At 68.8% G+C, this 25,810-nt stretch carries 20 protein-coding genes; 5 read left to right on the top strand and 15 right to left on the bottom strand.

Features of this window, described 5'->3' with window-relative positions; genetic code table 11:
* Window positions 1–24 precede the first annotated feature (24 nt).
* Window positions 25–918 (bottom strand): DMT family transporter, encoded by an 894-nt coding sequence (locus ACYQ2W_RS06435; protein WP_459864416.1) that lies wholly within the window; start codon window positions 916–918, stop codon window positions 25–27.
* Window positions 919–1,318: 400 nt separating this feature from the next.
* Here ACYQ2W_RS06435 and ACYQ2W_RS06430 point away from each other — a divergent pair, with 400 nt between their 5' ends.
* Together ACYQ2W_RS06430 and ACYQ2W_RS06425 are read left to right on the top strand one after the other, a co-directional pair.
* The gene (locus ACYQ2W_RS06430) at window positions 1,319–2,671 is read left to right on the top strand and encodes a TrpB-like pyridoxal phosphate-dependent enzyme (protein WP_459864413.1); all 1,353 of its coding nucleotides are present in this window, start codon (window positions 1,319–1,321) and stop codon (window positions 2,669–2,671) included.
* Window positions 2,672–2,939: 268 nt separating this feature from the next.
* Window positions 2,940–4,502 carry a serine hydrolase domain-containing protein gene (locus ACYQ2W_RS06425; protein ID WP_459864411.1) on the top strand — a complete coding sequence of 521 codons (1,563 nt, stop codon included), beginning with the start codon at window positions 2,940–2,942 and terminating at the stop codon, window positions 4,500–4,502.
* A gap of 78 nt (window positions 4,503–4,580) precedes the next feature.
* Here ACYQ2W_RS06425 and ACYQ2W_RS06420 read toward each other — a convergent pair whose 3' ends face one another.
* The 6 genes from ACYQ2W_RS06420 to ACYQ2W_RS06395 all read right to left on the bottom strand — a co-directional run bounded on the left by ACYQ2W_RS06420 (window position 4,581) and on the right by ACYQ2W_RS06395 (window position 13,787).
* Complete coding sequence (locus ACYQ2W_RS06420) at window positions 4,581–5,141, bottom strand: cyclic nucleotide-binding domain-containing protein (protein WP_459864409.1); 561 nt, start codon at window positions 5,139–5,141, stop codon at window positions 4,581–4,583.
* Entirely contained in the window at window positions 5,138–5,605 is a 468-nt protein-coding gene (locus ACYQ2W_RS06415) for a GNAT family N-acetyltransferase (RefSeq protein WP_459864407.1), read from the bottom strand. The genes ACYQ2W_RS06420 and ACYQ2W_RS06415 overlap by 4 nt, the downstream gene beginning before the upstream one ends.
* Window positions 5,602–6,855, bottom strand: a complete 1,254-nt coding sequence (locus ACYQ2W_RS06410) for a hypothetical protein (RefSeq protein ID WP_459864404.1) — start codon at window positions 6,853–6,855, stop codon at window positions 5,602–5,604. Before ACYQ2W_RS06410 ends, ACYQ2W_RS06415 begins: the two co-directional genes overlap by 4 nt.
* A 115-nt stretch (window positions 6,856–6,970) precedes the next feature.
* On the bottom strand, window positions 6,971–8,620 hold the full coding sequence (locus ACYQ2W_RS06405) for a methyl-accepting chemotaxis protein (RefSeq protein ID WP_459864402.1): 1,650 nt from the start codon (window positions 8,618–8,620) through the stop codon (window positions 6,971–6,973).
* Between the two features lie 384 nt (window positions 8,621–9,004).
* Window positions 9,005–10,330, bottom strand: coding sequence for a hypothetical protein (locus tag ACYQ2W_RS06400; RefSeq protein ID WP_459864400.1), 1,326 nt, complete (start codon window positions 10,328–10,330; stop codon window positions 9,005–9,007).
* A complete protein-coding gene (locus tag ACYQ2W_RS06395; RefSeq protein WP_459864397.1) occupies window positions 10,302–13,787 on the bottom strand; it encodes a tetratricopeptide repeat protein in 3,486 nt (1,161 codons plus the stop codon). Before ACYQ2W_RS06395 ends, ACYQ2W_RS06400 begins: the two co-directional genes overlap by 29 nt.
* 515 nt (window positions 13,788–14,302) lie before the next feature.
* On the opposite strand from ACYQ2W_RS06395, the gene ACYQ2W_RS06390 reads away from it, so the two are divergent.
* Complete coding sequence (locus ACYQ2W_RS06390; protein ID WP_459864395.1) at window positions 14,303–15,157, top strand: SIR2 family protein; 855 nt, start codon at window positions 14,303–14,305, stop codon at window positions 15,155–15,157.
* A gap of 49 nt (window positions 15,158–15,206) precedes the next feature.
* Complete coding sequence (locus ACYQ2W_RS06385; RefSeq protein WP_459864393.1) at window positions 15,207–16,526, top strand: sensor domain-containing phosphodiesterase; 1,320 nt, start codon at window positions 15,207–15,209, stop codon at window positions 16,524–16,526.
* A gap of 329 nt (window positions 16,527–16,855) precedes the next feature.
* Here ACYQ2W_RS06385 and draG read toward each other — a convergent pair whose 3' ends face one another.
* From draG to nifB, 5 genes are all read right to left on the bottom strand, one after another.
* The gene (gene draG / locus ACYQ2W_RS06380; RefSeq protein WP_459864391.1) at window positions 16,856–17,740 is read right to left on the bottom strand and encodes an ADP-ribosyl-[dinitrogen reductase] hydrolase; all 885 of its coding nucleotides are present in this window, start codon (window positions 17,738–17,740) and stop codon (window positions 16,856–16,858) included.
* A complete protein-coding gene (locus ACYQ2W_RS06375) occupies window positions 17,737–18,309 on the bottom strand; it encodes a nitrogen fixation protein NifQ (protein WP_459864389.1) in 573 nt (190 codons plus the stop codon). Before ACYQ2W_RS06375 ends, draG begins: the two co-directional genes overlap by 4 nt.
* Window positions 18,310–18,422: 113 nt before the next feature.
* The gene (locus ACYQ2W_RS06370; protein WP_459864387.1) at window positions 18,423–18,842 is read right to left on the bottom strand and encodes an ArsC/Spx/MgsR family protein; all 420 of its coding nucleotides are present in this window, start codon (window positions 18,840–18,842) and stop codon (window positions 18,423–18,425) included.
* A 145-nt stretch (window positions 18,843–18,987) separates the two neighbouring features.
* Entirely contained in the window at window positions 18,988–19,251 is a 264-nt protein-coding gene (locus ACYQ2W_RS06365) for a 4Fe-4S binding protein (protein ID WP_459864385.1), read from the bottom strand.
* A 100-nt stretch (window positions 19,252–19,351) separates the two neighbouring features.
* Entirely contained in the window at window positions 19,352–20,890 is a 1,539-nt protein-coding gene (gene nifB, locus ACYQ2W_RS06360) for a nitrogenase cofactor biosynthesis protein NifB (protein ID WP_459864383.1), read from the bottom strand.
* A 597-nt stretch (window positions 20,891–21,487) separates the two neighbouring features.
* Here nifB and ACYQ2W_RS06355 point away from each other — a divergent pair.
* Entirely contained in the window at window positions 21,488–21,937 is a 450-nt protein-coding gene (locus tag ACYQ2W_RS06355) for a NanQ anomerase/TabA/YiaL family protein (RefSeq protein WP_459864381.1), read from the top strand.
* Window positions 21,938–22,044: 107 nt separating this feature from the next.
* On the opposite strand, the gene ACYQ2W_RS06350 is transcribed toward ACYQ2W_RS06355, so the two are convergent.
* From ACYQ2W_RS06350 to nifL, 3 genes are read right to left on the bottom strand one after another with little or no spacing between them, the layout of a single operon-like run.
* Window positions 22,045–22,422 carry a bacteriohemerythrin gene (locus ACYQ2W_RS06350; RefSeq protein ID WP_459864379.1) on the bottom strand — a complete coding sequence of 126 codons (378 nt, stop codon included), beginning with the start codon at window positions 22,420–22,422 and terminating at the stop codon, window positions 22,045–22,047.
* The gene (nifA, locus tag ACYQ2W_RS06345) at window positions 22,422–23,984 is read right to left on the bottom strand and encodes a nif-specific transcriptional activator NifA (RefSeq protein ID WP_459864377.1); all 1,563 of its coding nucleotides are present in this window, start codon (window positions 23,982–23,984) and stop codon (window positions 22,422–22,424) included. Before nifA ends, ACYQ2W_RS06350 begins: the two co-directional genes overlap by 1 nt.
* Window positions 23,984–25,558, bottom strand: a complete 1,575-nt coding sequence (nifL, locus tag ACYQ2W_RS06340; protein WP_459864375.1) for a nitrogen fixation negative regulator NifL — start codon at window positions 25,556–25,558, stop codon at window positions 23,984–23,986. The genes nifA and nifL overlap by 1 nt, the downstream gene beginning before the upstream one ends.
* Window positions 25,559–25,810: the final 252 nt, after the last annotated feature.

Genomic DNA, 25,810 nt, shown 5'->3' with positions numbered 1-25,810 from the left:
GCGCCCCTTCGTGCGACCCGACTCCTACGCCTCGGATGCGCATTCTACCGGTTGGCGGCGTGAATCGAAGGTATAGAGCGCCAGCCCGAAAAGGATCATCACACTGCCCGTCCACACCCGCTCCGAGATCACCTCGCCATTGAGCGCGCTCCCCAGCAGCAGCGCCAGCACCGGGGTGATCAGGGTGATCAACGCCACCCGGCTCGCCTCCACCCGCGCCAGCACGTAGAAGTACATGACGAAGCCGAGCACCGAGCCCACCGACCCCAGATAGAGGATCGCCGCCACGCTGCGCTCCGGCATCACCGCCGGCACGCCGTCACCGAACAGCGCGTAGGTGAACAGAAAGAGCGGGGTGGCCACCAGCAACCCGCCACCGGTCTGGGCGAGCGCCGGCACCCCGGCGCCGAGCCGCTTCACCCACACCGAACTGGTCGAGTGGATCAGCGTCGCACAGAGGATCGCCCCACCGCCGAGCAGCGCGTCCTCCCCCACCCCCTGACCGGCGAAGATCACCGGCAGCCCGCCGAAACCGAGCACCATGCCGAGACTCTTCAACGGAGTGAAGGCGCGCTCCCCCAGCCACACCGCCGCCGCCAGTCCGGTGACGATCGGCGTCAAGCCGAAGATCACCGAGATCCAGCCCGAGGGCAGGAACTGCGCCCCCCAATAGGTGACGGTCATCGCCCCGAAGATCCCCATGCCGGCGGCGAGATAGGCGCGGCGCGCCTGGCGGTGCCACGGCAGCGGCAGACGCCACAGCGCCATCGCCAGCAGGCAGATCGCCAACCCCACGGACATGCGCGCGGTAACGCCGAAGAGGAAACCCACCCCCTCGCCGCTCCACTTGATCGCCAACGGAGTGGTGGTCCAGATCGCCACCACCGCCAGGTACGCCGCCGGCACGGACATCGCCATTCCCTCCTATCGTCGCCCGCATCGGGAGCCGGTCGGGCTCCCGGAAAAAGAAAAGGCCGCGGGGGTTGCCCGCGGCCTTTTCGGTGAAGAGTCGTTTTTTCTGATTGCGCTTCAAACGGCTCGTCGACACTCCAGGCACGGGCGGGCGCCACCGGTCGGGATTACCCAACGGCGTAGGCGGACCACCATGTGCAGAGTGCGATTCATGGTTCGAGTCTCCCAGTGTTGCGACACTTCGTCAACCGTTCGTTCACGTCCGATGACCGACCGCGACGCTTCGGTTAGGATTGGCCGAGGAACGCGAAGACGTTGCCGCATGAACGAACAACAACACGATCCACAAGGGACCATACCGCCCGCCCCGCGGGCGCCCACTCCGAGAACCTTAGCGAGGAAACCCATGAGCCAGACCAAGATCCTGCTCGACGAGTCCGAGATCCCCACCCACTGGTACAACGTCGTCGCCGACATGCCCAACGCCCCGGCGCCCGTGCTCGGCCCCGACGGAAATCCGATCGGTCCCGAGGCGCTCACCGCGATCTTTCCGATGTCGCTGATCGAGCAGGAGGTCTCGGCCGAACGCTGGATCGAGATCCCGGAGAAGGTGCGCGAGATCTACCAGTTGTGGCGGCCCGCGCCGATGTTCCGCGCCCACCGCCTGGAGCAGGCCCTGGGGACCCCGGCGAGGATCTACTACAAGTACGAGGGGGTCAGCCCCGCCGGCTCGCACAAGCCCAACACCGCGGTGGCCCAGGCCTACTACAACAAGGAGGCGGGCATCAAACGGCTCGCCACCGAGACCGGCGCCGGCCAGTGGGGCTCCTCGCTCTCCATGGTCGGCAAGATGTTCGGGCTGGAGGTCCGCGTCTACATGGTCAAGGTGAGCTACGAGCAGAAGCCGTTCCGCCGCTCGATGATGCACACCTGGGGCGGCGAGGTGATCGCCAGCCCGTCGACCCACACCGCCGCCGGACGCAAGATCCTCGCCGAACACCCCGACTCCCCCGGCTCGCTCGGCATCGCCATCTCCGAGGCGGCGGAGGAGGCGGCCTCGCGCCCCGACACCAACTACGCGCTGGGCTCGGTGCTCAACCACGTGCTGCTCCACCAGACCGTCATCGGCCTGGAGGCGAAGAAGCAGTTCGAGAAGGTGGGCGACTACCCCGACATGATCTTCGCCCCCTGCGGCGGCGGCTCCAACTTCGGCGGCGCCGCCTTCCCCTTCTTCGCCGACAAGGCCGCCGGCAAGGAGATCCGGCTGGTGGCGGTAGAGCCCGCCTCCTGCCCGACGCTGACCCGCGGCCACTACGCCTACGACTTCGGCGACTCGGTGGGACTCACCCCGCTGCTCAAGATGTACACCCTCGGCCACGACTTCGTGCCGCCCGGCATCCACGCCGGCGGACTGCGCTACCACGGCGACTCGGCACTGGTCTCCCAGCTCTACAACGAGCAGCTGATCGAGGCGGTGGCGGTGAAGCAGAACGCCACCTTCGAGGCCGGCGTGCTGTTCGCCCAGCACGAGGGGATCATCCCGGCACCGGAGTCCAACCACGCCATCGCCGCCTGCATCGACGAGGCGCGCCGCTGCAAGGAGAGCGGCGAGGCGAAGACGCTGTTCTTCAACCTCTCCGGCCACGGCCACTTCGACATGGGCGCCTACGACCGCTACTTCAGCGGCGAGCTGGAGGACTACGCCTATCCGGAGGAGGAGATCGAGGCGGCGCTCCACCGACTGCCCAAGGTGGGATAACCCTGCCCCGGCTACCACGGCTCACGTGGTAGCCGTTCCCCCAACCCGGCGTTGCCCATCGCCCGGTTCCCCACACCGGCAGCGCAACGCCCCGCCCCCACGGTCTCTTCGAAAAAACCGCCCATCAGCGAAACGGGACGCCGATGGCGACGGGATCAACGACACAATTTTCCGAGATTTTCACTGCCTTGCCGATTTGCTGCGGGGCCGCTTGACAGCCAGCGCACCGCTCACTAGCTTGAGCGGGAAATTCACCAAGGAGAGGAAGATGATCGCCATGAAGAAGGCACCCAACCTACCCCTGTTCGCCTCCGCGCTCGCCCTGCTCGGCGCCACCGCGCTCCACGCCGAGGAGGCCACCACCACCGACACCTCGGCGGAAACCACCCTGCCGTTCAAGACCGCCTCCCAGCCACAGCCGCTGTTCGACAGCGCAGGGCTCCTGCGGCTGCCGTGGGTACAGACGGACGACGCCACCTACTCCGCCGACCTCACCGCGGACCCCGCCACCGGGCTCTTCCAGCTCACCCACGTGGAGCCGCTCGCCGACAACGCCGAGAGCTACAGCGACCCCGGTTTCGACGCGACGCTGGCGGCCCAGCTCGAAGCGTTCGTCGGGCGGCTGGTCAGCTACTACCAGCGCCCCGGCGCCATCGCCCAGGTGACCGTCGACGGCAAGACCTGGTACGGGGTGGCCGGAACCTCGCGCGTCGACTCCAACCGCCCGATGCACCACCCCGACCGCTTCCGCGTCGGCAGCATCAGCAAGACCTTCGTCGCCACCACCATCCTGGAGCTGGTCGGCGAAGGCCGGCTCAGCCTGGACAACGACCACCTGAGCCAGTGGCTGCCGGAGGTCCCCAACGCCGCGCAGATCACCATCCGCCAGTTGCTCGCCCACACCAGCGGCATCTACGACTACGTCCAGTGCACCTCGATCCAGAACGGCATGCAGACCGATCCGCTGGAGATGTACACCCGCCAGCAACTGCTCGACCTGGCGACCGGCATGCCCGCCTACAATGAGCCCGGCGCCGGCTACCACTACTCCAACACCAACTACCTGATCCTCGGCATGATCATCGAGCAGGTGACCGGCAAGTCGCTGCCCGAGGCGCTCCATCAGTATCTGCTGGCACCGCTGCGCATGGCCCACACCGGCATGCCGGAGGACCCCTCCATCGCCGGGGCCTACGCCCACGGCTACGTGGACTACAACGGCAACCACGTCTTCGACCCCACCGACGACACCACCTTCATCGACCCCTCCATCGCCTGGGCCTCCGGGACCGTGGTCTCCAACATGTACGACCTGACCAACTGGGGCCGGCACTTCGCCGAGGGGGACATGTTGACCCCGGAGGTGCTCGCCCAGCGGGTGCAGGATCTGAACCAGATGTACTCGGGCTACCCGGTCTACTACGGGCTGGGGATCATCAAGATCAACGACTTCCTCGGCCACGGCGGGCTGATGCAGGGGTACCAGACCTACATCTTCTACGACCCGGTCCGCCACGTCGGGATCAACCTCTCGATGAACCGCTATCCGCTGGAGAACACCTCGTCGGTATCCTGCCCCGGCGGCGAAAGCTCCACCACCTCACTGACCATCGACAGCAGCGACCCGGCCACCGAGGACGGGATGCTGCTCTGGTTCGCGCTGGATCAACTGGTGGAGAACTACCTCAGCCCGTCGTCGGAGAGCACCGCAACCAACACCCGCGGCGCAGACGACGAGCGCTCAACCATGGCGCGAATCGCCGGCTTCCGCACCCCGGACGGGCGCAACTTCATGGATCTGCTGACCAGCCGTCCGCCGAAGCGGCCCTGATCGCCCCCCCCGGGGCGACAACGACGAAGGCCCCACCCGGCAACGGGCGGGGCCTTCGTCGTTGTCGCGGCCAGCCCGTCAGCAGATGTTCCCGGCAAGGCGCGAGATCATGTCGTAGTACTTGCTCGCCGCCTGGTTGGAGGACTGATTCTGGGCGGTGCGCAGCTTCATCACGCCGTCGTGGAAGTTGCGGGTGTAGGTGCGCACGATGTCGGCCAGCGAGAGGGCGATGTTGTGGTGCAGCTTCGCCCGGGTGTGAGGCAGGTCGAGAAACAGGGCATCGAGCCGCTCCCCGGAGAGCACGTGAAGGGTCAGTCGGCCGTGGGCACGCACGGTGGCGCTGCGCTCGCGCCCGTCCAGATAGGAGATCTCTCCGAAGGTGGTGGGGGCGCCGAGGGTCGCCAGGGTGGCGGGGGCATAAGGCGGCAGCGGGATCTCGGTCTTCACGCTCCCCGCCGGCAGCAGGTAGATATCCCGCCCCTGGCTGCCCGCCTCGATGATCACCTCGCCATCGTCGCAGCCGCGGGTGTGGCCGCACTCGCCGAACAGCAGGCGGATCTCGAAGGCGCTGAAGCCGGTGAACAGCCGGGTGGACTGGATCACCGGGATATCGAGTTGTACCGTGGCGTGTCCGGTCATGCGTTCCCCCTCCCGTCGAGTACCCTTCGCATCGGGATCATTGCGGAGCGTTCGAAGCCGTGCCGCCGGTAGTAGCGCTGGGCGGCCTCGTTGCTGCGGTCGGTGAGCAGGGTGATGCGCCCGCAGCCCGCCCCCTCGGCGAGTTCGACGGCGGCCTCCAACAGGCGCGAGCCGATACCGCCGCCGCGCCGTTCGGGGTGGACCACCATGTCCTCGAGCAGCCCCACCGGAGCGCCGAGGGCGGTGCTCACGGTGAACAACAGGTTGACCATGCCGACCACCCGCCCCTCCTCCCGCGCCACCAGGATCCGCCCCACCGCGGGCGCCTCGATGATCCGCCGCAGGCCGCGGGCCTGGACGGCACGGTCCGGCCGAAACTCCGCCTCCTGGGTGAACAGCAGGTCCAGGAGATCACACAGTTGGGGGATCTCGTCGGCGTCGGCGGGGGAGATTTCGATGCTCATCGGTAGGTCAATCGCAGAAGGTAACGGTGGCCGTCGACAGTGACGCGGTCGCCGTCGGCGAAGTGTTCGGCGGGCACCAGCTTGCCATCGCGGTCCAGGTCGATCCACAGGCCGTCGTCGGCGAAGCGGCCGTCGTGCCGGCGCTGCTCGAAGGCCACCGCGGTGTAGATCCCGCGGCCGAGGCGCAGGCGGGCGGCATAGTGGCAGCGGGCGTAGAAGGCGGCCCGCCAGCGCTGCTCCTGGTAGCGGGCGAACAGCCACACCCGATAGGGGCGGGTAGTCGCCTCGTCCTTCAGCGGGATGTTGAGATCGAGTTCCACACCGGCGGCGCCGCGACCGTTGGGTGCCTTCTCCACCGGCGGGCCGTCGTCGCTGAGGTCATGGTTCAGATTGCGGTCGACGTAGAAGCGCCACGGTTCGCCGGCGGCGTCGAGGGCGACCACGATTCGGCTGTGGGGGCCACTGCCGAGGGGCAGCCTCCCGTAGAACGGTGTTCCCCGGTAGGCGGGCTCCCGACCCAGCTCCGCCGGCCGCTGTGCGGCGAGGTGCAGCGGACTCTGAGCGGAGGCGAGGCCGAGGGGCGAGCCACGGGTGAGGTAGCGGAAGTCGCGGTAGAGGTCGATGGTCAGGCCGTCGCCGTCGGCGGTAAGCAGCGGCAGCGGACCCCGCGGCGCCTCGGTCGGAACGATCTCCGGCACGGGGGCAGCCGCGGCGGCAGGCTCGACGGCAACGCGGCGGACTGCCTCCCCCGTCACCGCTGTCGGGGAGACGGGATCGGGCTCCCGCGCCGGCAGGACGGAACGCCGCGACGCGGGGGCTCCGGTGGCGGAGGTAGGTGCGACGTCCGACGCTTGATCGAGGCCCTGGCCGACCGCCCTCACCCGATCGGTCAACCGTTCGGCGAGCGGGCCATCCGCGTGGAGGGTCTGCTCGACACCCCGCTGGAGCGGCGCGAACCAGGGTCGGAGAAAGAAGAAGAGCACCGCCGCCACCGCCAGCCAGCGCAGGGGACGGAAATGCCGCGAGTGCTTGGGTGAGGCCGTCGACGAGTACGGCGGGCGCTGCCCCTCTGCGCGGAAGAGGTGGGGTCGTTCGGCGCGTAGCGCCTCGCGCCGCCCCCGCACATAGGCGCGCGCGTCACCGGCCCCGCCCCCCGTATCCTCCCGATAGAGCTGCACCGCCCGCCGCTCCTCTCCGGCCAACAGTGCGCGGTCGATCAGGAAACGGGCCTTGTCGGAGAGCGGATTCACGATGGCGATTTGCCTGGATCGGGGTTCGGGAGAGTGTATTCCTTCCACACCTTCGGTGCCCTGCCAATCGGAGCGTCACCACCGACGACGCCCCCGACAAACGCAGCCGGGCATCTCAACTTTGCGCACTGGCACTGAACTCGTACTCGGTGTTGAAGAAGGCGAAGATCCCCTTGACCCGCTCCCGGGTGCGCTCGTCGAGCTCGCGGAAATGCAGGCCGTAATGGTGCTCCCCGCCGTGGCCCCGATACCACTGGATCTCGGCGCTCAGCGCCAGCGGGGTCTGGTTGCGGAACGCCTTCTCGTCCTCGTAGGGCAGGCGCAACTTCAGCGTCACCGTTCCCCGCTCCTCGGGGAGCGCCCGCGGCAGTTGCAGGCGGGCCCCCTCCAGGCTGATGTCCTGGGTAATCCCCTCCAGGCGGAACTCCCCCTGGTTCACCGCGGTGACCAGATTGCGCTCCAGTCGCGGGAGGCGCCGCTTCTCTCCCGGCGCCCGCTCGTTGCGCAGCACCTCGCGGAAGGTGAAACCGGAGATGATCGCATCCATCTCCTCGGTCAACTTGTACAGGCTGTCGCCGATGTCGGCGGTCACCTCCACCTTGGCGGAGCTGGAGCCGAGGGTCTCGAAGAGCCGCTCCAGGGTCTCCTGGAGCGCCCCCAGGGCCTCGATCTGCTGACGGCTCTCGCCGGCGATCGCCTCGGCCCCACCGACCACCGATGCAACCCCGGTGCCCATCCCCTCGATCACCGCGGCGGTGCTGCGCGCCCGTTCGCCGCTCGCCGCCACCCGCGTGGCGACCTCCCGCATCGCCTCCACCGCCCTGCCGACCCGCCCGCGCAGGGTACTGATGATCTCGTCGATCTCGTGGGCGGAGCTGGAGGTGTTGGCGGCGAGCGCCCGCACCTCGTCGGCGACTACCGCGAATCCACGACCATGGTCGCCGGCCCGCGCCGCCTCGATGGCGGCGTTGAGCGCCAGCAGGTTGGTCTGATCGGCGATCTGGGAGATGGTGCCGGTGATGGTGTTGATCTGCTCGGCGGTGTCGGAAAGGAGCCCCATCTCCTCGGCCACCGCCGAGACCTCGCCGTTGGTGCGCTCCATCTCGCGCAGGTTCTCCTCCACCGCGGCGACCCCCTGACGAGCCTGCTCGGCCATCGCCCGGGCCTGCTCGGTGGCCGCCTCGGCGCGCCCCTGCACCGATTGGGAGACCCCGGCGAGGCGATCGGTCACCCCGCGCACCTCGTCGGAGCGGGCCTGTTCGTGCTTGCCCACCTCGGCGATTTCGTGGGCGATCGCCGAGATCTGGTAGGCCGACTGGCCCATTGAGCGGGCGCCGCCGTCCACCTGGTTGAGGATCGCGCGCAGCTTGTCGACCATCGCGTTGAAGTGGCGGCCGATGCGTCCCAGCTCGTCCAGGCTTGCGATCTCCACGCGGCGGGTGAGGTCCCCCGCCTCCACCTCCTTGAGGGCGACGATCAGCTCGTGCATCGGACGGACGAAGAGGTTGGCCACCACCGCGATGACGATGAACTGTACCGACAGTTCCAGCGCCGACTCCCACACCGCATTGAAGATGAAGGTGTCGCGGGCGGCCACCAACCCCTCCACCACCCCCGCCGGTGCCCCGCCGTGGCGGGCGATGTCCACCGATTCGCCGAGGGCACCGGCGGCCAGCCAGCGGTTGTAGATCGTGGTGATCATGGTTACGGCGAAAAAGCCGAACTGCAGCTTCCAGCGGATGCTGAGGCGGGAGAACCAGTTCACGAAACGTTCCTCAGTGGGTCGAGGCGGCGTGTTGTGGTTATGGGGTGTGCCGCGGGAAAGCCGGGAGGTCGGCGCTATATTCCCACAGCGGGTGGCGGGGGACAACGCGAGACGGGCGGGGATGTATATCAGATAGGGATTACAGCGACATGACCCGGCGGGGGACGCTCACAGGGCGTGCCGCGCGCGCTGTGGTGGTCGAGGCCTCTTCCTCAACGAGTTCCTACCGAGCGGTCCACGAAGCGCCTTCGCTCGACACGGCGGCCACAGGCCGCCCTATAGGGCGCGCCATGCGCGCCGTGGTAATCGAAGCGGCCATCCTCGACGCATCCCGCCGAACGGCCTGCGAAGTGCCTTCGCTCGGCACGGCGGCCACGGGCCGCCCTATAGGACGCCGGCGACCGCCCGCCGGGTCCGCTCCTCCTCCGCCCCCTCCCCCTCGACGATCAGCACCCGGTCCCCTGCGGCATGCAGCAGCAGGCCGGGAGCGACGAAGTCAAAGGGTGCGACCCGCTCCCCTGCGGCGACGCCGAGGCGCTCCTTGGCCCAGGCGAGGTAGCCCTGGCGGAACTCCTCGGCATCCGCCGGGCTGTCCCAGCGGGTGTCCCACACCAGCAGGTCGCCGCGCCCCTTGCGCCCCACCAGCAACAGCCGGTCGCCGCCCCAGCCCGCCGCCGCCGCGGCCCGTTGCTCCGGCGCCAGCGGCGCCAACAGGGTGCGGATGAAGTATTCGCCGGCGCTGGTGCCATACCGGCTGTCGGCGCCGAGGGCCCTGGCCAGGGCATCGGCACGCGCGCTCAGCCGCACCGGCAGCGCCGCCTCGCGCCGCGCCAGCTTCTCCCCGTGGAGCACCTGCTCGGTGGTCGCCGGTGGGTCGCGCAGCATGCCGGCGAACCCCGCCGTTCCCTTCTCACCGAGACGGTTGATCACCAGGTAGGGGCCGAAGGAATAGGGAAAACCGACCAGCGCATCGAGTGTCCCGAGGCCGTCGTCCAGACCGCCCAGCAGCTCCTCGTAGCGCGCGCTGAGGAGCGCGACCGGGTCCTGCCCTTCGAGCTGTGATCGGGCGCGATCGACCTGGATCAGCACCGGCGCCAGCTCCGCCTGCCCCTCCACCAGCGCGGAGAGGGCGAGGGTCTGGTCGAGCGTCGCGGCGTGGTCGCGCTGCAGCGCGACCAGCGAGGTGGAGCGGTCCTGCGCGGCGTGGACCAGTTCGTGGAGCAGCACCCGGGTCTGGGCGCGCGAGCCGATCCCGCTCACCAGCAGGATGTGGCCGGCGTCGGGGAGGTAGAGCCCCTGGGTACCGCGGCTGCCGACCCGCTGGAACCAGTCGCCGTAGCTCTCCCCGTCGCCGAGCAGGCCGAAGTGGCGCAGCAGCCGGCTCTCCCCCTCGGCCACCCGTGCCGCCTCCGGGTCGTCGATGCGCGGCGCGTCGAGGCGCCCGCGCGCCTCCTCCCGCGGCAGTTCGACGATCGCCACCGGCGGGCCCAGCGGCAGGCCGGTGACCCGCGCCACCACCTTGGCGAGGCGCGCGCTGTTGTCGGCCGGGCGCAGACGGTGGGTATCGTTGCGGAAGTACTCCAGCAGCGCGTCGCCGTCGAGGGCCTGCACCGGAGCGGCGAGCGCGAGCGCGAGCAGCGCGCCGCCGAGCCGCGCCCTCCCTCCCCGCGGCGCGGCGCGCTCAGCCGCCGAACCGTTCGAGCATCTCATGGGCATAGACGATCTCCACGTTGCGATGGGCGCCGGTGGCCAGCGCCGCGGCCAGTAGCGGGATGCCGCCGGCGGGGTCGCCGGATTCGGCGCGCACCGCGCCGAGCAGGTAGAGCACCTCGCAGCGGCGGTTGGGGGTGTTGGCGTAGGGCAGCAGCGCGTCCTCCTCCAGGTCGCCCAGCAGGTAGTGGACGCGGGTGTCGATCCAGGCGTCGGCGCCGGACTGCGCCAGCCGCTCGAGGATCTCGCTGCGGTCGCGCTGGAGGTCGCCGAGGCGGCGCGCAAGGGCCATCATCATCACCTCGATGTCGCGCCGCTGGGGGGAGATCTCGAAGCGCCGCTTGAAGGTCTCGTAGGCGGCGTCGTAGACCCCCAGCTTGAGCAGGTTGATGCCCAGGTACTCGACCACCCGGGGACTGACGGCGAGGCGGTCGAGCAGCCCGGCGAGCGCCTGCGGCGGGATGCCGCCATCGCTCTGCGCCAGCGACTTCAGGTAAAACGCGCCGTAAAAGTAGGCCTGGTTGACGTCGGGGTGCCCCTGCGCATCGAGCAGGCGTTTGTAGGCCGCGGCCGCCTCGCGATGCAGCCCGCGCCGGCTGTAGGCGGCATAGAAACGCGGGATCACCCCCTGCGCGTACTCTCCGCCGTCCGCCTCCAGGGCGAGGGCGAGCGCACCACCCGGCTCGCCCCGCTCGGCAAAGTGGTCGATCAGCACACCGGCATAGAGGTCGTCGCGGTTGTAGCGGCGGAAGGCGCGCAACACCTTCAACGCGCTCGCCCGGTCGCCCTGGCGCAGATAGAAGACGGCCAGCCGGCCGGGCGCGACCGAGGTGGGGTAGCGCTCGGCGGCCTGCTGAAACCAGCGCTCCGCCTCCAGCACGTTGCCCGCCGCCTCGCTGGCGCGGGCGAAGCCGTTCATGGCGCCGCCGGAGCCGTTCTCTTTGGCCTCGCCCCACAGTGCAAGGGCCTCCTCGATCTTCCCCTGCTTGAGATAGATGTCGGCGACGTGCCCCGCCGCCCGCCCACCGGTCAGCGACTGGTCGCCGTTCTCCAGGTAGCGGTTCCACACCGCCGCCGCCTCGTCGAGGCGCCCCTCGCCCTCCAGCAGCTCGCCGAGCTGCCAGTAGGCGGCCGAATCCTCCGGGGCGAGGCGCAGCGCCTCGCGAAAACGCGCCTCCGCCGCCGCCTTGTCCCCGGCGTCCCAACGCCGATTGCCGAGCGCCACCAGTACCCACGGCTGCCGCTCGACCGGCCCGACCCCGGCCGCCTCCGCCGCCGCGCCATCGTCCTTCAGCCACTCGACGTAGGCGGCGGGGTCGCTCGGGAACAGCGCGATGGCGTTGCGCTCCGCGCGTGCCGCCAGCGGGCGCAGGAGCAGCTGACGGTAGTAGCCGGCAAGCCGCCGCCACCCCTCGGCGTTGGGCAGCAGGCGTTGGTGCAACCGCTCCAGCATGCGCAGTCGGTAGGGGTAGTCGACGACATCGCGCAGCCACTTCAGGTCGGCCACCACGTCGGCCTCGAGCTCCATGCCGGTGGCGGCCGCCAGCCGACCATCGTCACGGCCGCTGCGCACCGCCTGGTAGTCCCCCTGCTGATGGTGCTCCATCAGGGTCAGGGTGCGGGTCAGCGGGCTGTCGCCGTAGATTCGCGCCACCCGCTCGCGCCACTTGCGTGCCTCCGCACCGCGGGACAGCACCCGCGACTCCAGCTGATGGCGGTAGTAGAGCGCCTCGGCCATCTCCCCGCGCAACCACCGCCCCAGGGTCGCCGCCGCCAGCAAGGCGCCGCCGCGCTTGAGGTGGGGCGCATCGGCGAACAACCGCTGGTGGACCGCCACCCACTTCTCCGCGGCGTCATCCGAGTCCACCTGACTGCGCGCCAGCGTCTCGAACCCCGCCTCCGCGGTAACCGCCGACAGGTCGAACAGCCGCTGTGCCAGGACGAGGTGATCCTCCACCACATCCAGCGGATAGTCGGTGAGCCCGCGGCGGTTTTGCGCCACCGAGCCCCGCGCGCCGTAATAGAGCTGGAGCGGGCGCGCCTCGGGAAAGGCATCGGCCAACAGATCGAACAGCGCCCGCGCCCGCTCGGTCAGCTCGGTGTCGTAACAGGCGGCGGCGAGGAGGAAACCGTTGAGCCGCGGCTTGCCCTCGCCGCTCGCCCACAGCGCCGCCAGGCCGTCGACGTCGCGGGTGATGTAGGCACGCAGCAGCCGCGCCTCGTAGTCCTGCCGGCCGTCACGCTCCAACTGGCGCAGCGCCGCGTCCGGGTAGCCCAGGGCAAGCAGCAAGGTGGGACGCACCTCGGCCGCCGCCGCCGGCGCAAAGGTGGCCCCCAGCAGGTAGTAGGCGAGCGCCTGGCGGGCGGCCAGTTCGGCGTTTTCGCCGCCGAACAGCGGCTGCTTGAACAGCGCCGCCCAGGCCCACTGGCGGGAGAGCCCGAGCAGCGCCCCCGCCCCCTGCTCGCCGCTGCGCAGCGCCTGGTCGAGGTCAAGGGAGTGCTCGATCAGCCGGCCGTAGTCGAAGTAGACCTCCGCCCCCACTACCGCCTGCTGGTCGGCGAGGTGGTGGCTCAGCGCGTCGCGCCCATCGCCGGCGAGGAGCTTGGCAAAGGCCGCCTCCACCGCCGTCAGGTTGGCCGCCACCGCGGGCGGACGGTTGGAGAGCTCCAGCGGGTAGTGCGCCGCCCCTTCGGTGAGGGTGATCCGGTAGCGCCCCTCGCCGAGCGGCTCGCTCTGTTCGCTCACCTCCGGGAGGGGCGCTTGCGGCGCGAAGAGGCGGCTGAAGGCGCGCACCCCCTCGACCATGCCGGCAGTCAACCGCCGGTCGGCGGGGACGCGGAACGGCGCCTCGGCCTCGCGCACCAGCGCCGCCGCGGTGATCGTCCCCGGGGCGGCGGGAGGCGCATCGTCGGCATTGCCGCGGGTGTAGTACCAGCTGCCGTGGATCTCGTTCTCGGTGACCACCCGCCTGCCGGTGACCGCCTCCACCGTATCCACCAGACCGAGCCGCAGGAGCAACCGGTAGCGCAAGACGTCGGAGCCGAGAACCACCCCGACCACGATCAGCAACAGCGCGACCATGGCCAGTTGGCGGCGGCCACCGACATGCAGGAAGGCCGGCCCCCGCCGCACGGGCGAGGGGTCGGCGGCGGTCGATGGCGGGGCGACCGGTCTCTCCGGCGGTGGCGGTACTTCCCGCCGCGCGAGCGAGGAGGCGGGAACCACCGGCCACACCGTGGCCTCCGCGCCGAGGCCACGCAACGCCTCGGCAATGCGCTCCGCCTGCCGCTCCCCCATCGGCCGGGTCAACATCGCCGGCAGGCGCCTGAGCCCCCGCTCCAGCTGCTCCCGATCGGCGTCGCGGGCGTGGCGCAGCAGGAATTCGATCACCCGCCGCCGCACCTCTGCGCCCGCCGCCCCCTCCAGCACCACACGCCCCTGGCGCTCCTCCGCCATCGCGGCTCCCTCGCACAATTGTTATGAATGGATCGGCTCCACGCCTCGTTGCGGGACGTGAACACCCGTTCATGTCACGGGATCGAACACGCGGCGTCAAGCCGGTAGAGTCACGTAGGAGAGGGCTTACGAGCCGGGAAACGATCCGGCGACCACCTCCCGGGGTGTTTTCTGAATCCCTTCCCGGAGCGAGACGAACGATTCGACACAACCCACCCCTCCGTCTGTCGCGTTCTCTACAGCCGCCACCCTCGACCTATCCCGACAAACACGATAAGTTATTGATTCGATGCGTCCCCCCGACTTGGCCCAAAAGTTGATAAAGCTGCACGGATAAAGCATCGGCATCTCGCACCGAAACGGTGCGTCACTCTGCCGGCGCTTGTCGGCAACGCCGTAAAGCCGTGCGGGGGATCGGACGTCCCCCGGCGATCTTCCAGTCGTTCCCCGATTGGCCCGCTGCTTGCCTTGTCAAGCCGGATCCAGGGGAGCCATCCCGATCAGGAGAAGAACCCATGACCAACGCCGCTTTCGACTCGATCCTCGCCGGCCTCGACGCCGGAGACGTGGTGCCCTATCTCGGCGCCGACGCCCTGCGCGGAGTCTCCGGCGTGGCGGACGGCCAGCCGATCCCCGCCGACAGCGACAGCCTGATCCTCGCCATGAACAACGGCCGGCCGATGGCCCCCAAGCTGATGTACGAATTCCCCCGCGCGGCGATGAACCTGGAGCTGAAGAAGGGGCGCAAATTCATCACCCGCTTCCTCACCAAGCTCTACGGCGAAACCGAATGGACGGTGAGCGAACTGCACCGCTGGCTGGCCGGGCGGGAACTGCCCTACATCGTCGACATCAACCGCGACCTGCAGTTGCAAAACCTCTATAGCGGCCGCCCGCACACCCTGATCCTCGGCGTCGCCCGCATCGGCGGCACCGAATACCGCTTCAAGCTGTTCCACTCCGACGGCACCGCCTACCGCGAGGTCAGCCTCGACGAGGTGGACACCTCCCTGCCGGTGCTCTTCAAGCCCCACGGCTCACCGCAGCCCGAGGCCAACTACATCGCCTCGGACGCCGACTTCGTCGACTACATCACCGAGCTGATGGGCGGCTTCTCGATCCCCCCCTTCCTCAAGCAGCAGCGCAAGGACAAGCGCTACCTGCTGCTCGGTATGCGTCTGCTGCGCGACACCCAGCGGATGGTACTCTCGGATATCATCTACGACGCCGCCCGGCCATCCGGCTGGGTGCTGATCCCCGAGCCCACCGCCAAGGAGCGCCGCTTCTGCGAAAAGCGGGGGCTGAGCGTGGTGGAGGCCGACTGGAGCGATCTCATCGAGTACGCCGCGACCACCTCCGCCGCCGCCTGACACGGAAGGCAGGGAAGCCGCCGTCCCGATCAATAGCTGGAACGACCCCTTGATTCACCCCGACCCGATCCTCGACGCCACCCCGCCCGCCTCGCCGGAGGCGGCCCCCGGCGCCCCCGCGCAGCGGCTGTTCCGCTCCATCGAGCATGACGCCGAGGGGGCCTACGGCCGCTTCAAGTCCTACCGCCTGGGCAGTGCCTTCCAGCCCATCTACAGCCTGGCCCACCACCGCGCGGTGGGCTTCGAGGCGCTGCTGCGGGCGCGCAACGATGGGGGCGAGCCGGTCTCGCCGCTGGAGGTGTTCGCCTGCGCCGAGGGGGAGGAGGAGATCATTCGCCTCGACCGGGTCTGCCGCGCCATGCACGTCGACAACCATCGGCGGCTGGCCACCGACGAGGGGTGGCTGTTTCTCAACACCGACCCGCGGGTGGTGCTGCCCGGCGCCCGCTACGGCAGCTTCTTCGCCGAGATGCTCGAACACTATGGGCTGCCGGCACGGCGGGTGGTGGTGGAGATCCTGGAGGGGGCGATCGACGACGAGGGGCGGCTCGCCGCGGCGGTGGAGTACTACCGCGGGCTCGGATGTCTGGTGGCGGTGGACGACTTCGGCGCCGGCCACTCCAACTTCGACCGCATCTGGCGGCTCGCCCCGGACATCGTCAAGCTCGACCGCTCGGTGATCGTCCAGTCGACCAGCAACCGCCACGCCCGGCGGATGCTGCCCAATCTGGTCTCGCTGATCCACGAGGCGGGCAGTCTGGTGCTCGCCGAGGGGGTGGAGACCGAGGAGGAGGCACTGCTCTCGATCGACGCCGAGGTGGACATGGTGCAGGGCTACCACTTCGCCCGCCCCGCCCCCGCCACCCCGCAGACGATGGCCAAGCACCCGCGGCTGACCGAGCTGTGCGACACCTTCCGCGGCCTTGCGGCCACCGGCGAGGAGCGGCGCCAGCGGGCGCTCGCCCCCTACCGGCTCGCCTTCGACCACGCCGCGGCCTCGCTCGGCGCCGGGGTGGAGCTGGAGGTGGCCGCCTACCGGCTGATGAACCAGCCGGCGGTGAAGCGTTGCTACCTGCTCGATGCCCGTGGTTATCAGGTGGCGGCGATCCTCCCCGCGTGGGACCAGGACGAGCGCTTCACCCCGCTGGCCAACGAGGACGCCTCGTCGTGGTTCCGCCGCCGCTACTTCCGCCGGGCGCTGGCCAGGCCGGGGCAGCAGTACACCTCGCCGCCCTACCTCTCGCTCACCGGCGTGCACCTCTGCGTGACGCTGTCGATGGCGCTGCCGCTGGACGGCGAGACGCTGGTGTTGTGCTGCGACCTGGACTGGGACGCCCTCGATCCCGACGGGCCTGCGACCGGGGCCTGAAACCGGGGTCGACGGAAGATTTGACCGTGAAATGTCAGACATAAGGTGAAGACATGAAGGGCATGAAGGCTCCTCGTTCGCTCGTCACCTCCCTCGTCCTTCCGTTGGCCGTAGGTTGGCGCTACCGCGCCGACGCAAACGGAAGCACCATCGCCCAGTCACGCGCCGCACCGTCCGAACGGCACGGTTTGCTCGGTAAAGAGCGCATCCACCGATACCCCGCTGCTTCCGATTCGTCGCGGCGGTAGCCGCGACCTACGAGGTCGCAGCGCCCTCACGCTCCATGATCCATGGCGAAAAAAATGCTTTGGGGATCAAAGAGATCACCCTCAACGCCCCCCACCCGCGGCGAGGAGCGCCACGGCCTGCCGTTCGCAGTGGGCACGCACGCCGGGATCGAGGGACTTCAGCCAGCGCTCGGGGATGCCGTCGAGGCCGTAGTAGGCACCGGCGATCATGCCGGCGATGGCGCCGGTGGTGTCGGCGTCCCCACCGCGGTTGACCACGTCGATCAGACACTGCTCGAAGTCGTCGGTATCGAAAAAGGCCTGGAACACCGCGCGCAAGGTGTCGACGATGAAGCCGCTGGGGTTCTCCTCGCGCCGCTGGCGGAAGGCGAGGGCGGGCTGGGCGGTGGAAAGCTCCTGCACCGGCCCGTAGAGCAGGTCGAGCTTCTCCACCCCGCCCAGGCCGAGCTGGATCATCCGGTTGACGCACTCGGTTCCGGCATCGGAGAGCGGGTTGTGGTGGGTGACGTGGGCCTGGGCGCGGGAGGCGCGCACCATCAGCTCGTCGCGCCGGCCGTAGGTGAAGAGCGCCACCGGCAGGGTGCGCATCGCCGCGCCGTTGCCGGCATCGTGCTCGCTGAGCGGGGATTCGGGGTCGCCGGTGCGGCGGAAGTGGACGATGCCGCGGCGCACCGTGTTGCCGATGTCCACCGGCTTGCCGCGCATCCAGCAGTCGAAGGCCCAGGCCGCCGCCTCCGCCTCCACCGCCTGCTCCTCGACGATCGCCGCACCGAGGGCCAGCGCCATGGTGGTGTCGTCGGTCACCTGCCCCGCCTTCAGGCCGAGCCAGCCGCCGCCGGTGATGGCGTCGTGGGTACCATACTTGACCTGGATCTCGCGCGGGGTGAGGAACTCCACGGTGGCGCCGAGGGCGTCCCCCACCGCCATCCCCAGATAGGCCCCGACCGCCCGCTGCTCGAGATTCATTCCTCCGGCCCGAAGCACACCGCGTATTCGGCGCACGCCTCGCACGACGGCGCGCGGCAGGTGTAGATCCCCTCCTGCACGCAGAGCTGCTTGTAGAAGAAGCGCTTCCACTTCATGTCGCGGTCGTTCTTCTCAAAGAGCGTCGGGAAGTTGCCGCGGATCAGCGCCGAGAGGTCCTTGCGCGACCACAGCCCGAGGTCCTGCCACAGGTGGTCGCCGCCCATGCAGCCGGCGGCGAGGATCTCCGCCATCCACCCCTCGGCCGCGGCGTCCTCGCCCGCGGTATGGAGCAGGAACAGTTTGACCAGCTCCTCGCGCTCGGGCGTACGCTCGGGGTCGCCGCTCTCCTTGAGCGGCGCGTCGGGCAGCACCACGCCGGGGAAGTGGTGGGCGAGCATCGCCATGAAGGCGCCGTAGTCGAGGCCGAGCCAGGCGGGCAGCACCCCCTCGTCGCCCCACCAGGAGTCGATCATCCGCGCCAGCCACTCGTCGTTGGGGCGCCCGGCACGCTGGGGGATCAGCCGCCCGTAGACGGTGTCACGCATGGTCGAGGAGGTTCGGCTCTTCATCAACATCGCTCGCTCCTTGTGTCTGGAGGGTCCGCAAATGAACGCAAATTGACGCGAATAATAGTGAAATAGCCCTATTACAATTTGCGTTCATTTGCGGACAAAATCTCTGTTCAAGCCGGTTCGCACGGCGCGTCCCGGTGCGATTTGGGACACGCCTCGACGTTCTCTTCAGGCAACGTGGTAAGTCCGATCCAGGCGGCCACCGCCGCCGCGTCGAAGCCCTGCCGGCACTCGTCCTCCACCTCCATCAGCGGCCGGCGGATCAACAGCGGCTCGGCGACCATCGCGGCCAGCGCCTGCTCTTCGTTGAAGGTCGCCGGGTCGATGATCCCGTCACGCACCGAGGGGGCGGTGACGTTGAACCACTCGACCACCGGCCGGTCGCCGAAGAAGCGGCGCAGGGTATCGGGCCGCCACGGCTCCTTGAGCAGATCGCGGGCGATCACCGTATGCCCGGAGGCGGCCAACAACCGCTTCTGCTTGGTGTTGTTGATACACCCGGTTTTTTCGTAAAAGGTCACTGTCGCCATCGGCACTCTCTAACTCCGCATCACCCTGTAGGAGCGGCCCCTAGGCCGCGATGACGCCGTTTCCCGTTCCCCCGCAAACCAAACCGATGCGCCGCACTCCGCCCCATCGCGGCCTAGGGGCCGCTCCTACAGGGTTCGGCGATCCTCAGGCCGCCGCCAGCGCCAGCTTCTCCGGCGGGATGCCGGTGAGGCTCCCCGGCGGGTTGATCGGCTCACCGGCGGCGTCGAGGATCGCCCCCTCGATGGGGCAGATCGCCGCGCACTGCGGCTCGCTGAAGTGGCCATCACACTCAGTACACTTGCCCGCATCGATGGTGAAATGCGGCTTCGCCTCACTGATCGCCTGCTCCGGGCAGAGCGGCTCGCAGGCGTAGCAGTTGACGCAGGACTCGATGATCTTCAGGGCCATGATTCACCTCTTCAGATTAAGATTGGCCACGGAGCCACGGAGGACACGGAGCAGACCTCTTCTTCCGCCTCCGTGCCCTCCGTGGCTCCGTGGCGAATTCCTAAGCGACCGACGCGTGAGCCGCGGACTCGGCCAGCTTGCCGCTCTCGGCAAGGGTCCGGTAGGCCTTGGCCACCGCGGCGTCGATCTCCTCCATGGCGAACTCCACCATCGGCTGGATGCCGGCGGCCTCCAGGCCGGTCCACGGCTCCAGGCCGACCCGCGAGCAGAGCACCGCCTCGCACCCGTCCAGCGAGCGGATGATCTGATCGAGACGGCTCTCGGCGCCGCACTCGTCGCTGCCGGTGCAGTAGTTGGTGGCCTGGCGCGGCCCGATGAAGCGCACCCCCTCGGGGCTCGCCTCGTAGACCAGGAACTCCTTGGCGTAACCGAAGTGCTCGTTGACCACGCCGAAGCCCTTGGTCGCCACCGCGATCAAGGCCGGGCGGGTCGCCACCTGCGGCGCGCTGCGCTTGAGCTGATCCAGGGAGATCACCGCGACGGCGGCGTTGTCGTCCATCCGCTGCTTGATCTCCTCATGGACCTTGGCCCGCCGTTCCATGGCAGCGCCGTAATCGATCTCCATCAGCTCCACCTTCTCGGTGGTGAACTCGGAACCGCGATCCTCGCCGAGCATGCCCACCGCGTCGGCGCGGCACTGGCGGCAGTGACGCATCATGTTCATGTCGCCGGCGCAGGCGTCCTGCAGCGAGGCCAGCTCGGCGTCGCTCGGGCTGGGGTGCTCCATCACGCCGTAGTAAGTGCCGTGCTCGGCCTCGGCGATCAGCGGCATGATGTTGTGGAGGAAGGCGCCGCGCGCCTTCACCGCCTGGTTCACCTCTTTCAGGTGCTGGTCGTTGACGCCGGGGATCATCACTGAGTTGACCTTCACCAGCACCCCCTTCTCGGCGAGCAGTTCGAGCGACTTCATCTGCTGTTCGAGGAGGATCCTGGCGCCCTTCACGCCGCGGATGCGGCGGTGGTTCCAGAAGATCCAGGGGTAGATCTTGGCGCCGATCTCGGGGTCGATGGCGTTGATGGTGAGGGTGACGTGGCTGATGTTGTACTTGGCCAGCTCCTCGACGTGCTCGGGCAGGTTGAGGCCGTTGGTGGAGACACAGAGCTTGATGTCCGGGGTCTCCGCGGCGAGGCGGCGGAAGGTCTCGAAGGTGCGCTCGGGGTTGGCCATGGCATCCCCGGGGCCGGCGATGCCGACCACCGTCATCTGCGGGATCTCGGCGGCCACCGCCTTGACCTTGCGCACCGCCTGATCGGGGGTGAGCACCTCGGAGACCACGCCGGGGCGCGACTCGTTGGAGCAGTCGTACTTGCGGTTGCAGTAGTTGCACTGGATGTTGCAGGCCGGGGCCACCGCCACATGCATGCGGGCGAAGTGGTGGTGGGCCTTCTCGGAGTAGCAGGGGTGATCCCGCACCTGGTCGCGGATGTGCTCGGGCAGACCGGCGAGCGGCTCCGGGCGTCCTGCCCTCTCGCCGCATACAGGTCCTCCTGACCCTAACTGGTCTTCGCTGCCGCCGCAGGAGGAGGCGGAGCAGCCGCCGGCGGATTCGATCGGAGTGAGCTGGGTGGAACAGGCCATGGTTTTCTCCCCAAGTTTCGTATGGGAGGGGGTAGAGCAAGGGGCGTGCCCTGTCCGGCAGGGTAGCGTTTTATTGTTTTTTCATTGACTTAGCAATTAACCGCGTAGGCTACCCGTGTATTGCATGGCACCTTCGGGGGCAGTTTTGTGACGGATGCGACAAGGACTGCGGGGTTCGGGGCAGGGGGGATTGTCGGGTTTTCACCAAGTGCCTGGTTCAGCGTTGGATGATTGGCCATGAAGGGCGGGCAAAGAGGAACGAAGGACAGTAACCCACGGGAGCAGGTTCCAACCCCGTAGGTCGCGGCTACCGCCGCGACGGAACGGAGGCAGCGGGGTGTGAACGGAAGCGTTCTTTCCGAACGAGCCGCGACGTTCGGACGGTTTCGGCGTGGAATCAGACAACGGTGCTTCCGTTCGCGTCGGCGCGGTAGCGCCAACCTACGGGAAGGCTTCCTTTCACGTCCACGGCGGCTTCGTCACCGTCAACGTTAATCTCTCGGTGCTCTACTGCCCCCCTACAACTGATCGACCCCGTTGGGACATCAGCGAGGTTGCGGTATAACGGGCGCCCGTTCCCACCCACCGGAGACCACCGTGATCCTCGCCACCCTCGCCGACGCCGCCCGCTACGCCCCGCTCCACCCGCTGTTCGCCGAGGCGTTCCGCTTCCTCGCCCACCCCGACCTGGCGCAGTTGCCGGAGGGGCGCCACCCGATCAAGGGCGAGCGGCTCTTCGCCATCGTCGCCAAGGGGGCGGCACGACCCCGCGAGGAGGCGCCGCTGGAGGTCCACCGGCGCTACATCGACATCCAGTACGTGATCGCCGGCAACGACGAGATGGGCTGGCGTCCGCTGGGCGACTGCACCGATCCGGCGGGGGCCTACGACGAGGAGCGCGACCTGCTCTTCTTCCGCGACGCCCCGCGCGCCTGGTTCACCGTACGTCCCGGCGACTACGCGCTGTTCCTGCCCGGCGATGCCCACGCACCGATGACCGGCAGCGGCGAGATCCACAAGGTGGTGGTGAAAGTGGCGGTGGAGTGAGGCGGAAGAGGAGGCTTTAACCGCAGATTTCGCAGATTGACGCAGATTATTGGTCTTCCAGATCTGCGTTCATCTGCGCAATCTGCGGTTCACTCTTCTTCTTGCCGTTACCGCTTGAGATGGGCGGCCAGCGCGGAGTCCATGGTGGCGGCGTGGTGGCGAAACCAGTTGGGCACCTCGGCGAGATAGGCACGGGCCATCGCCGGCCGGCCAGCGGCAACCCGGCCGTTGAGCCGCTCCAGGTCGGCGAGCACCCGGCGGTGTTCCCCGCGGTGCTCGGTGGTGGCGGCAAAGCGGCTCTCCTCCATCAACCGGTCCTCGTTGGCGAAGTGCTCGCGGGTGTGCGCCAGCAGCTCGCCGAAGGCGGCGGCGAACGCCTCCCCCTTCGCCCCGTCGAGCCGGTTGACCCGCTCGACGAACTCCCGATGGGTCTCATCCATCTCCTCGACCCCGAGAAGAAACTGCTCATCGTTCCATTCAATCATCAGATCTTGCGCACCTTGATGTTCAGCGTCTGGATCCGGTAGGCGATCTGCCGCGGGGTCATGTTGAGCAGCCGCGCCGCCTTCGCCTGCACCCAGCCGGCCTGCTCCAACGCCGCGATCACCCGCTCGCGCTCGTCCATCTCCGGGTCGTCGAGGTCCACCGTCGGCGCCACCGCCGGGCGGGCGCCGCCGAGGATCTTCTCCTCCAGCCCGGTGAGCACCACGGTGTCGCCGTCGATCTCCCCCTCGGGACTCATCACCGCGGCGCGCTCCAGGGTGTTCTCCAGCTCGCGCACGTTGCCCGGCCAGTTGTGGCGCATCAGCATGCGCACCGCGCTGTCGCTGATCAGTAGCGGCCGCCCCTGGCTCTTGCCGATCTTCTCCACCAGGTGGCGGGAGAGCTGCGGCACGTCCTCGATGCGGTCGCGCAGCGGCGGCATCTGGATCGGCATCACGTTGAGCCGGTAGTAGAGGTCCTCGCGGAACTTCTCCTCCTCCACCTCGCGCTCCAGGTTGCGGTTGGTGGCGGCGATGATGCGCACATCCACCTTCAGCGTGCGGGTGCCGCCGACCCGCTCGAACTCGCCCTCCTGCAACACCCGCAGCAGCTTGGCCTGGAAGGTGGCGGAGATCTCGCCGATCTCGTCGAGGAACAGCGTGCCGCCGTCGGCCTGCTCGAAGCGCCCCTTGCGCTGGCTCGCCGCGCCGGTGAAGGCCCCCTTCTCGTGACCGAACAGCTCGGATTCGAGCAGGTTGTCAGGGAGCGCCGCACAGTTCAGTTTGACGAAGGGCCCGTTGGCCCGCGGCGAGTTGTAGTGGATGGCGTTGGCGATCAGCTCCTTGCCGGTACCGGACTCGCCGCGGATCAGCACCGTGGTGTTCCACTTCGCCACCTGGCGTACCTGGTCGAAGACCAGCCGCATCACCTGGGTGTGGCCGACCATGTTGTCGAAGCCGTAGTTGCCGCGCACGGTGCGGCGCAAGCGGTCGCGCTCTTGGGTGAGGTCCTGCTTCTCCTTCTCCACCTGGCGCGACAGGCGCAGCGACTGGGCGATCAGGTTGGCCACCATCTCCATGAACCGCGACCACTCGCCGAGCAGCTCGTCGGCGGCGATCTTCGGCTGGGCGGCGACCACCCCCACCGGCTCGCCGGGGCCGATGTGGATCGGCACGCCGATGAACGGCAGCTCCAGGTCGTAGAGACCGAGGCGATCGAGAAAACGCGGCTCGTCGGCGATCCGCCGTACCACCACGGTACGGTCATGGGAGAGGATCGCGCCGATGATCCCCTCGCCGGGGCGGTAGCGCACCGGTTCGGGCTTCACATCCTCGCGCTCGCAGTAGATGGCGTTGAGCAGCAGCTCGCCGCTCTCCGGATCGAGCAGGGTGACCATGCCGCGCTGCATCCCGCCCTGCTGGTGGAGGATCTTCAGCACGTCCTTGACCGTCTCGTTGGGGTCGAGCGAACGGTTGAGCACGTGGCTCACCCGGTAGAGGGTCTCCAGTTCGGTCTCCAGCAACTCGGAGCGGGTCGGCACCCGTTCGGTGGCGGGATAACTCATCAGGCCTCCTCCTCGCCGATGTGGGCGTCGACCGGCAGGCGCACGCGGAACTGCGCGCCGACGGCGGTGCCGCTGACCAGCTCCACCGTGCCGTGATGCTCGTTGACCACCTCCTGGACCATCGCCAAGCCCATGCCGGTACCCCGCCCGTAGGGCACCTTGGTGCTGAAGAAGGGTTCGAAGATCTTCAAGCGCTGCTCCTCCGGCACCCCGGGCCCCTGGTCACACACATCCACCACCAACTCGTCTCCATCCGCCCGGCTCGCCACCCGCAGCACCCGCCGCTCGGCGGGGCTGTCGCCCATGGCGTCCAGTGCATTTTCGATCAATTGTTTGAACATCCCGCGAAGGCTCCCCTCGCGGGCCCGGCAGTGGGGGATCTCCCCCGGCTCCCACTCCACCACCACCCCCTCGCCGAGCATCCGCCCGGTGAACAGCGAGAGCACGTCGCGCAGCACCTGATTGAGGTTGACCGGCACGAACGCCTCGCGCGGCGGGATCGGCATCGAGTCGCGCAGCAGGCGCAACGCCTGGCGCCCCGCCTCGTCGGCCTCGCGCAGCACCTCCAGCAACGGCTCGGCACCGGGCCAGCTCTCGCCGCGGCGGGCGAGCATGCCCACCGCGGCGGCGAGCAGGTTGAACGGCCCCTCCACCTGAAAGATGGCACCGTTGAGGGTCTCGCGCAGGCTGTGCACCAGCTCCTGCTCGGCGGTCAGCGCGCGCAGCGCCGCGGTGCGCAGCTCCACCTCGCGCTCCTTGAGGCCGGTAATGTCATGGGCGGTGAGCAGCAGATAGCGCCGCTCGCCGTGCTCGAAATAGCGCTCGACGGCGACGTCCGCCTCGCTCACCGGCACCGCCGAACAGGAGTACCACACCGGGCGGGCGGGATCGAAGCGCAACGCCACCTCGACGTCGTTGAACAGCCCGTGGCGGGCCCGCCTGCCGACCCCCTCGAGGAGCAGCCCGGCGGGCTCCTGGCCGCAGGCGTCGCGCAGTTGCTGGTAGGCGCGATTGCTCTTCACCACCCGATGCGCCTCGTCGAGCAGCACGATCACCACCGGCGCCGACTCCACCACCGACTCGATCAGCGCGGTCTGGTTGCGCACCTGCTGCTCCAACGTGCGCACCTCGGTGACGTCGCGGTGCATGCCGAGAAAGTGGCTGATGTTGCCGGCGCCGTCGTTGACCGGGGTGATGGTCAGGTTGGCCAGATAGCGGCTGCCGTCCTTGCGCCGGTTGATCAGCTGGCCGGTCCACACCCGGTTGCTCTGGATGGTGCTCCACAGCGCCTCGTACTGCTCGCGCGGGGTGCTCTTGTCGGAGAGGATCGACTCGTTGTGGCCGATCACCTCCTCGCCGTCGTAGCCGGTCACCTCGACGAAGGTGCGATTGACGTAGAGGATGTTGGCCGACTCGTCGGTGATCGACACCGCCACCGGCGCCTGCTCCACCACCTCATAGAAGAGTTCCGGGGGGAGCTCACCACCCCGCCCCATCATGGCGCGAGCGCCCCGGAATGGGGCGTCACCCTCCCCGGGAGCCTTGGCGCGCTTGGGCTGAACACTCTTTTTCATGGAGACCCCCGCCTGCTCGGCGTGCAAATCGATCGAATATCGGCGAGACGGTGCAAACGGCATGCCCGCGTTCCGCCCCGTCAAACGCCCTATTGTATAGGCGTAGGGAGGGAAGAGCGCAGCGAAACCCACCACGCCGCCCTTCACGCCCCTCCCGCACGCAGAATGAAGACCTAGGGCGAAAAAAACACCACAGCACCAAGAGCCCCCCCACCGAACCGGCGACGGTTACTTCACCGGCGCTGGAACATC

This window comes from Endothiovibrio diazotrophicus (assembly GCF_054657215.1).
This window is presented reverse-complemented; position numbering and strand designations above follow the sequence as displayed.

Coding starts and splice junctions, on each gene's coding strand:
- ACYQ2W_RS06435 (WP_459864416.1), bottom strand. CDS start 918: ATGGCGATGTCCGTGCCGGCGGCGTACCTGGCGGTGGTGGCGATCTGG.
- ACYQ2W_RS06430 (WP_459864413.1), top strand. CDS start 1,319: ATGAGCCAGACCAAGATCCTGCTCGACGAGTCCGAGATCCCCACCCAC.
- ACYQ2W_RS06425 (WP_459864411.1), top strand. CDS start 2,940: ATGATCGCCATGAAGAAGGCACCCAACCTACCCCTGTTCGCCTCCGCG.
- ACYQ2W_RS06420 (WP_459864409.1), bottom strand. CDS start 5,141: ATGACCGGACACGCCACGGTACAACTCGATATCCCGGTGATCCAGTCC.
- ACYQ2W_RS06415 (WP_459864407.1), bottom strand. CDS start 5,605: ATGAGCATCGAAATCTCCCCCGCCGACGCCGACGAGATCCCCCAACTG.
- ACYQ2W_RS06400 (WP_459864400.1), bottom strand. CDS start 10,330: ATGAGATGCTCGAACGGTTCGGCGGCTGAGCGCGCCGCGCCGCGGGGA.
- ACYQ2W_RS06395 (WP_459864397.1), bottom strand. CDS start 13,787: ATGGCGGAGGAGCGCCAGGGGCGTGTGGTGCTGGAGGGGGCGGCGGGC.
- ACYQ2W_RS06390 (WP_459864395.1), top strand. CDS start 14,303: ATGACCAACGCCGCTTTCGACTCGATCCTCGCCGGCCTCGACGCCGGA.
- draG (WP_459864391.1), bottom strand. CDS start 17,740: ATGAATCTCGAGCAGCGGGCGGTCGGGGCCTATCTGGGGATGGCGGTG.
- ACYQ2W_RS06375 (WP_459864389.1), bottom strand. CDS start 18,309: ATGAAGAGCCGAACCTCCTCGACCATGCGTGACACCGTCTACGGGCGG.
- ACYQ2W_RS06370 (WP_459864387.1), bottom strand. CDS start 18,842: ATGGCGACAGTGACCTTTTACGAAAAAACCGGGTGTATCAACAACACC.
- ACYQ2W_RS06365 (WP_459864385.1), bottom strand. CDS start 19,251: ATGGCCCTGAAGATCATCGAGTCCTGCGTCAACTGCTACGCCTGCGAG.
- nifB (WP_459864383.1), bottom strand. CDS start 20,890: ATGGCCTGTTCCACCCAGCTCACTCCGATCGAATCCGCCGGCGGCTGC.
- ACYQ2W_RS06350 (WP_459864379.1), bottom strand. CDS start 22,422: ATGATTGAATGGAACGATGAGCAGTTTCTTCTCGGGGTCGAGGAGATG.
- nifA (WP_459864377.1), bottom strand. CDS start 23,984: ATGAGTTATCCCGCCACCGAACGGGTGCCGACCCGCTCCGAGTTGCTG.
- nifL (WP_459864375.1), bottom strand. CDS start 25,558: ATGAAAAAGAGTGTTCAGCCCAAGCGCGCCAAGGCTCCCGGGGAGGGT.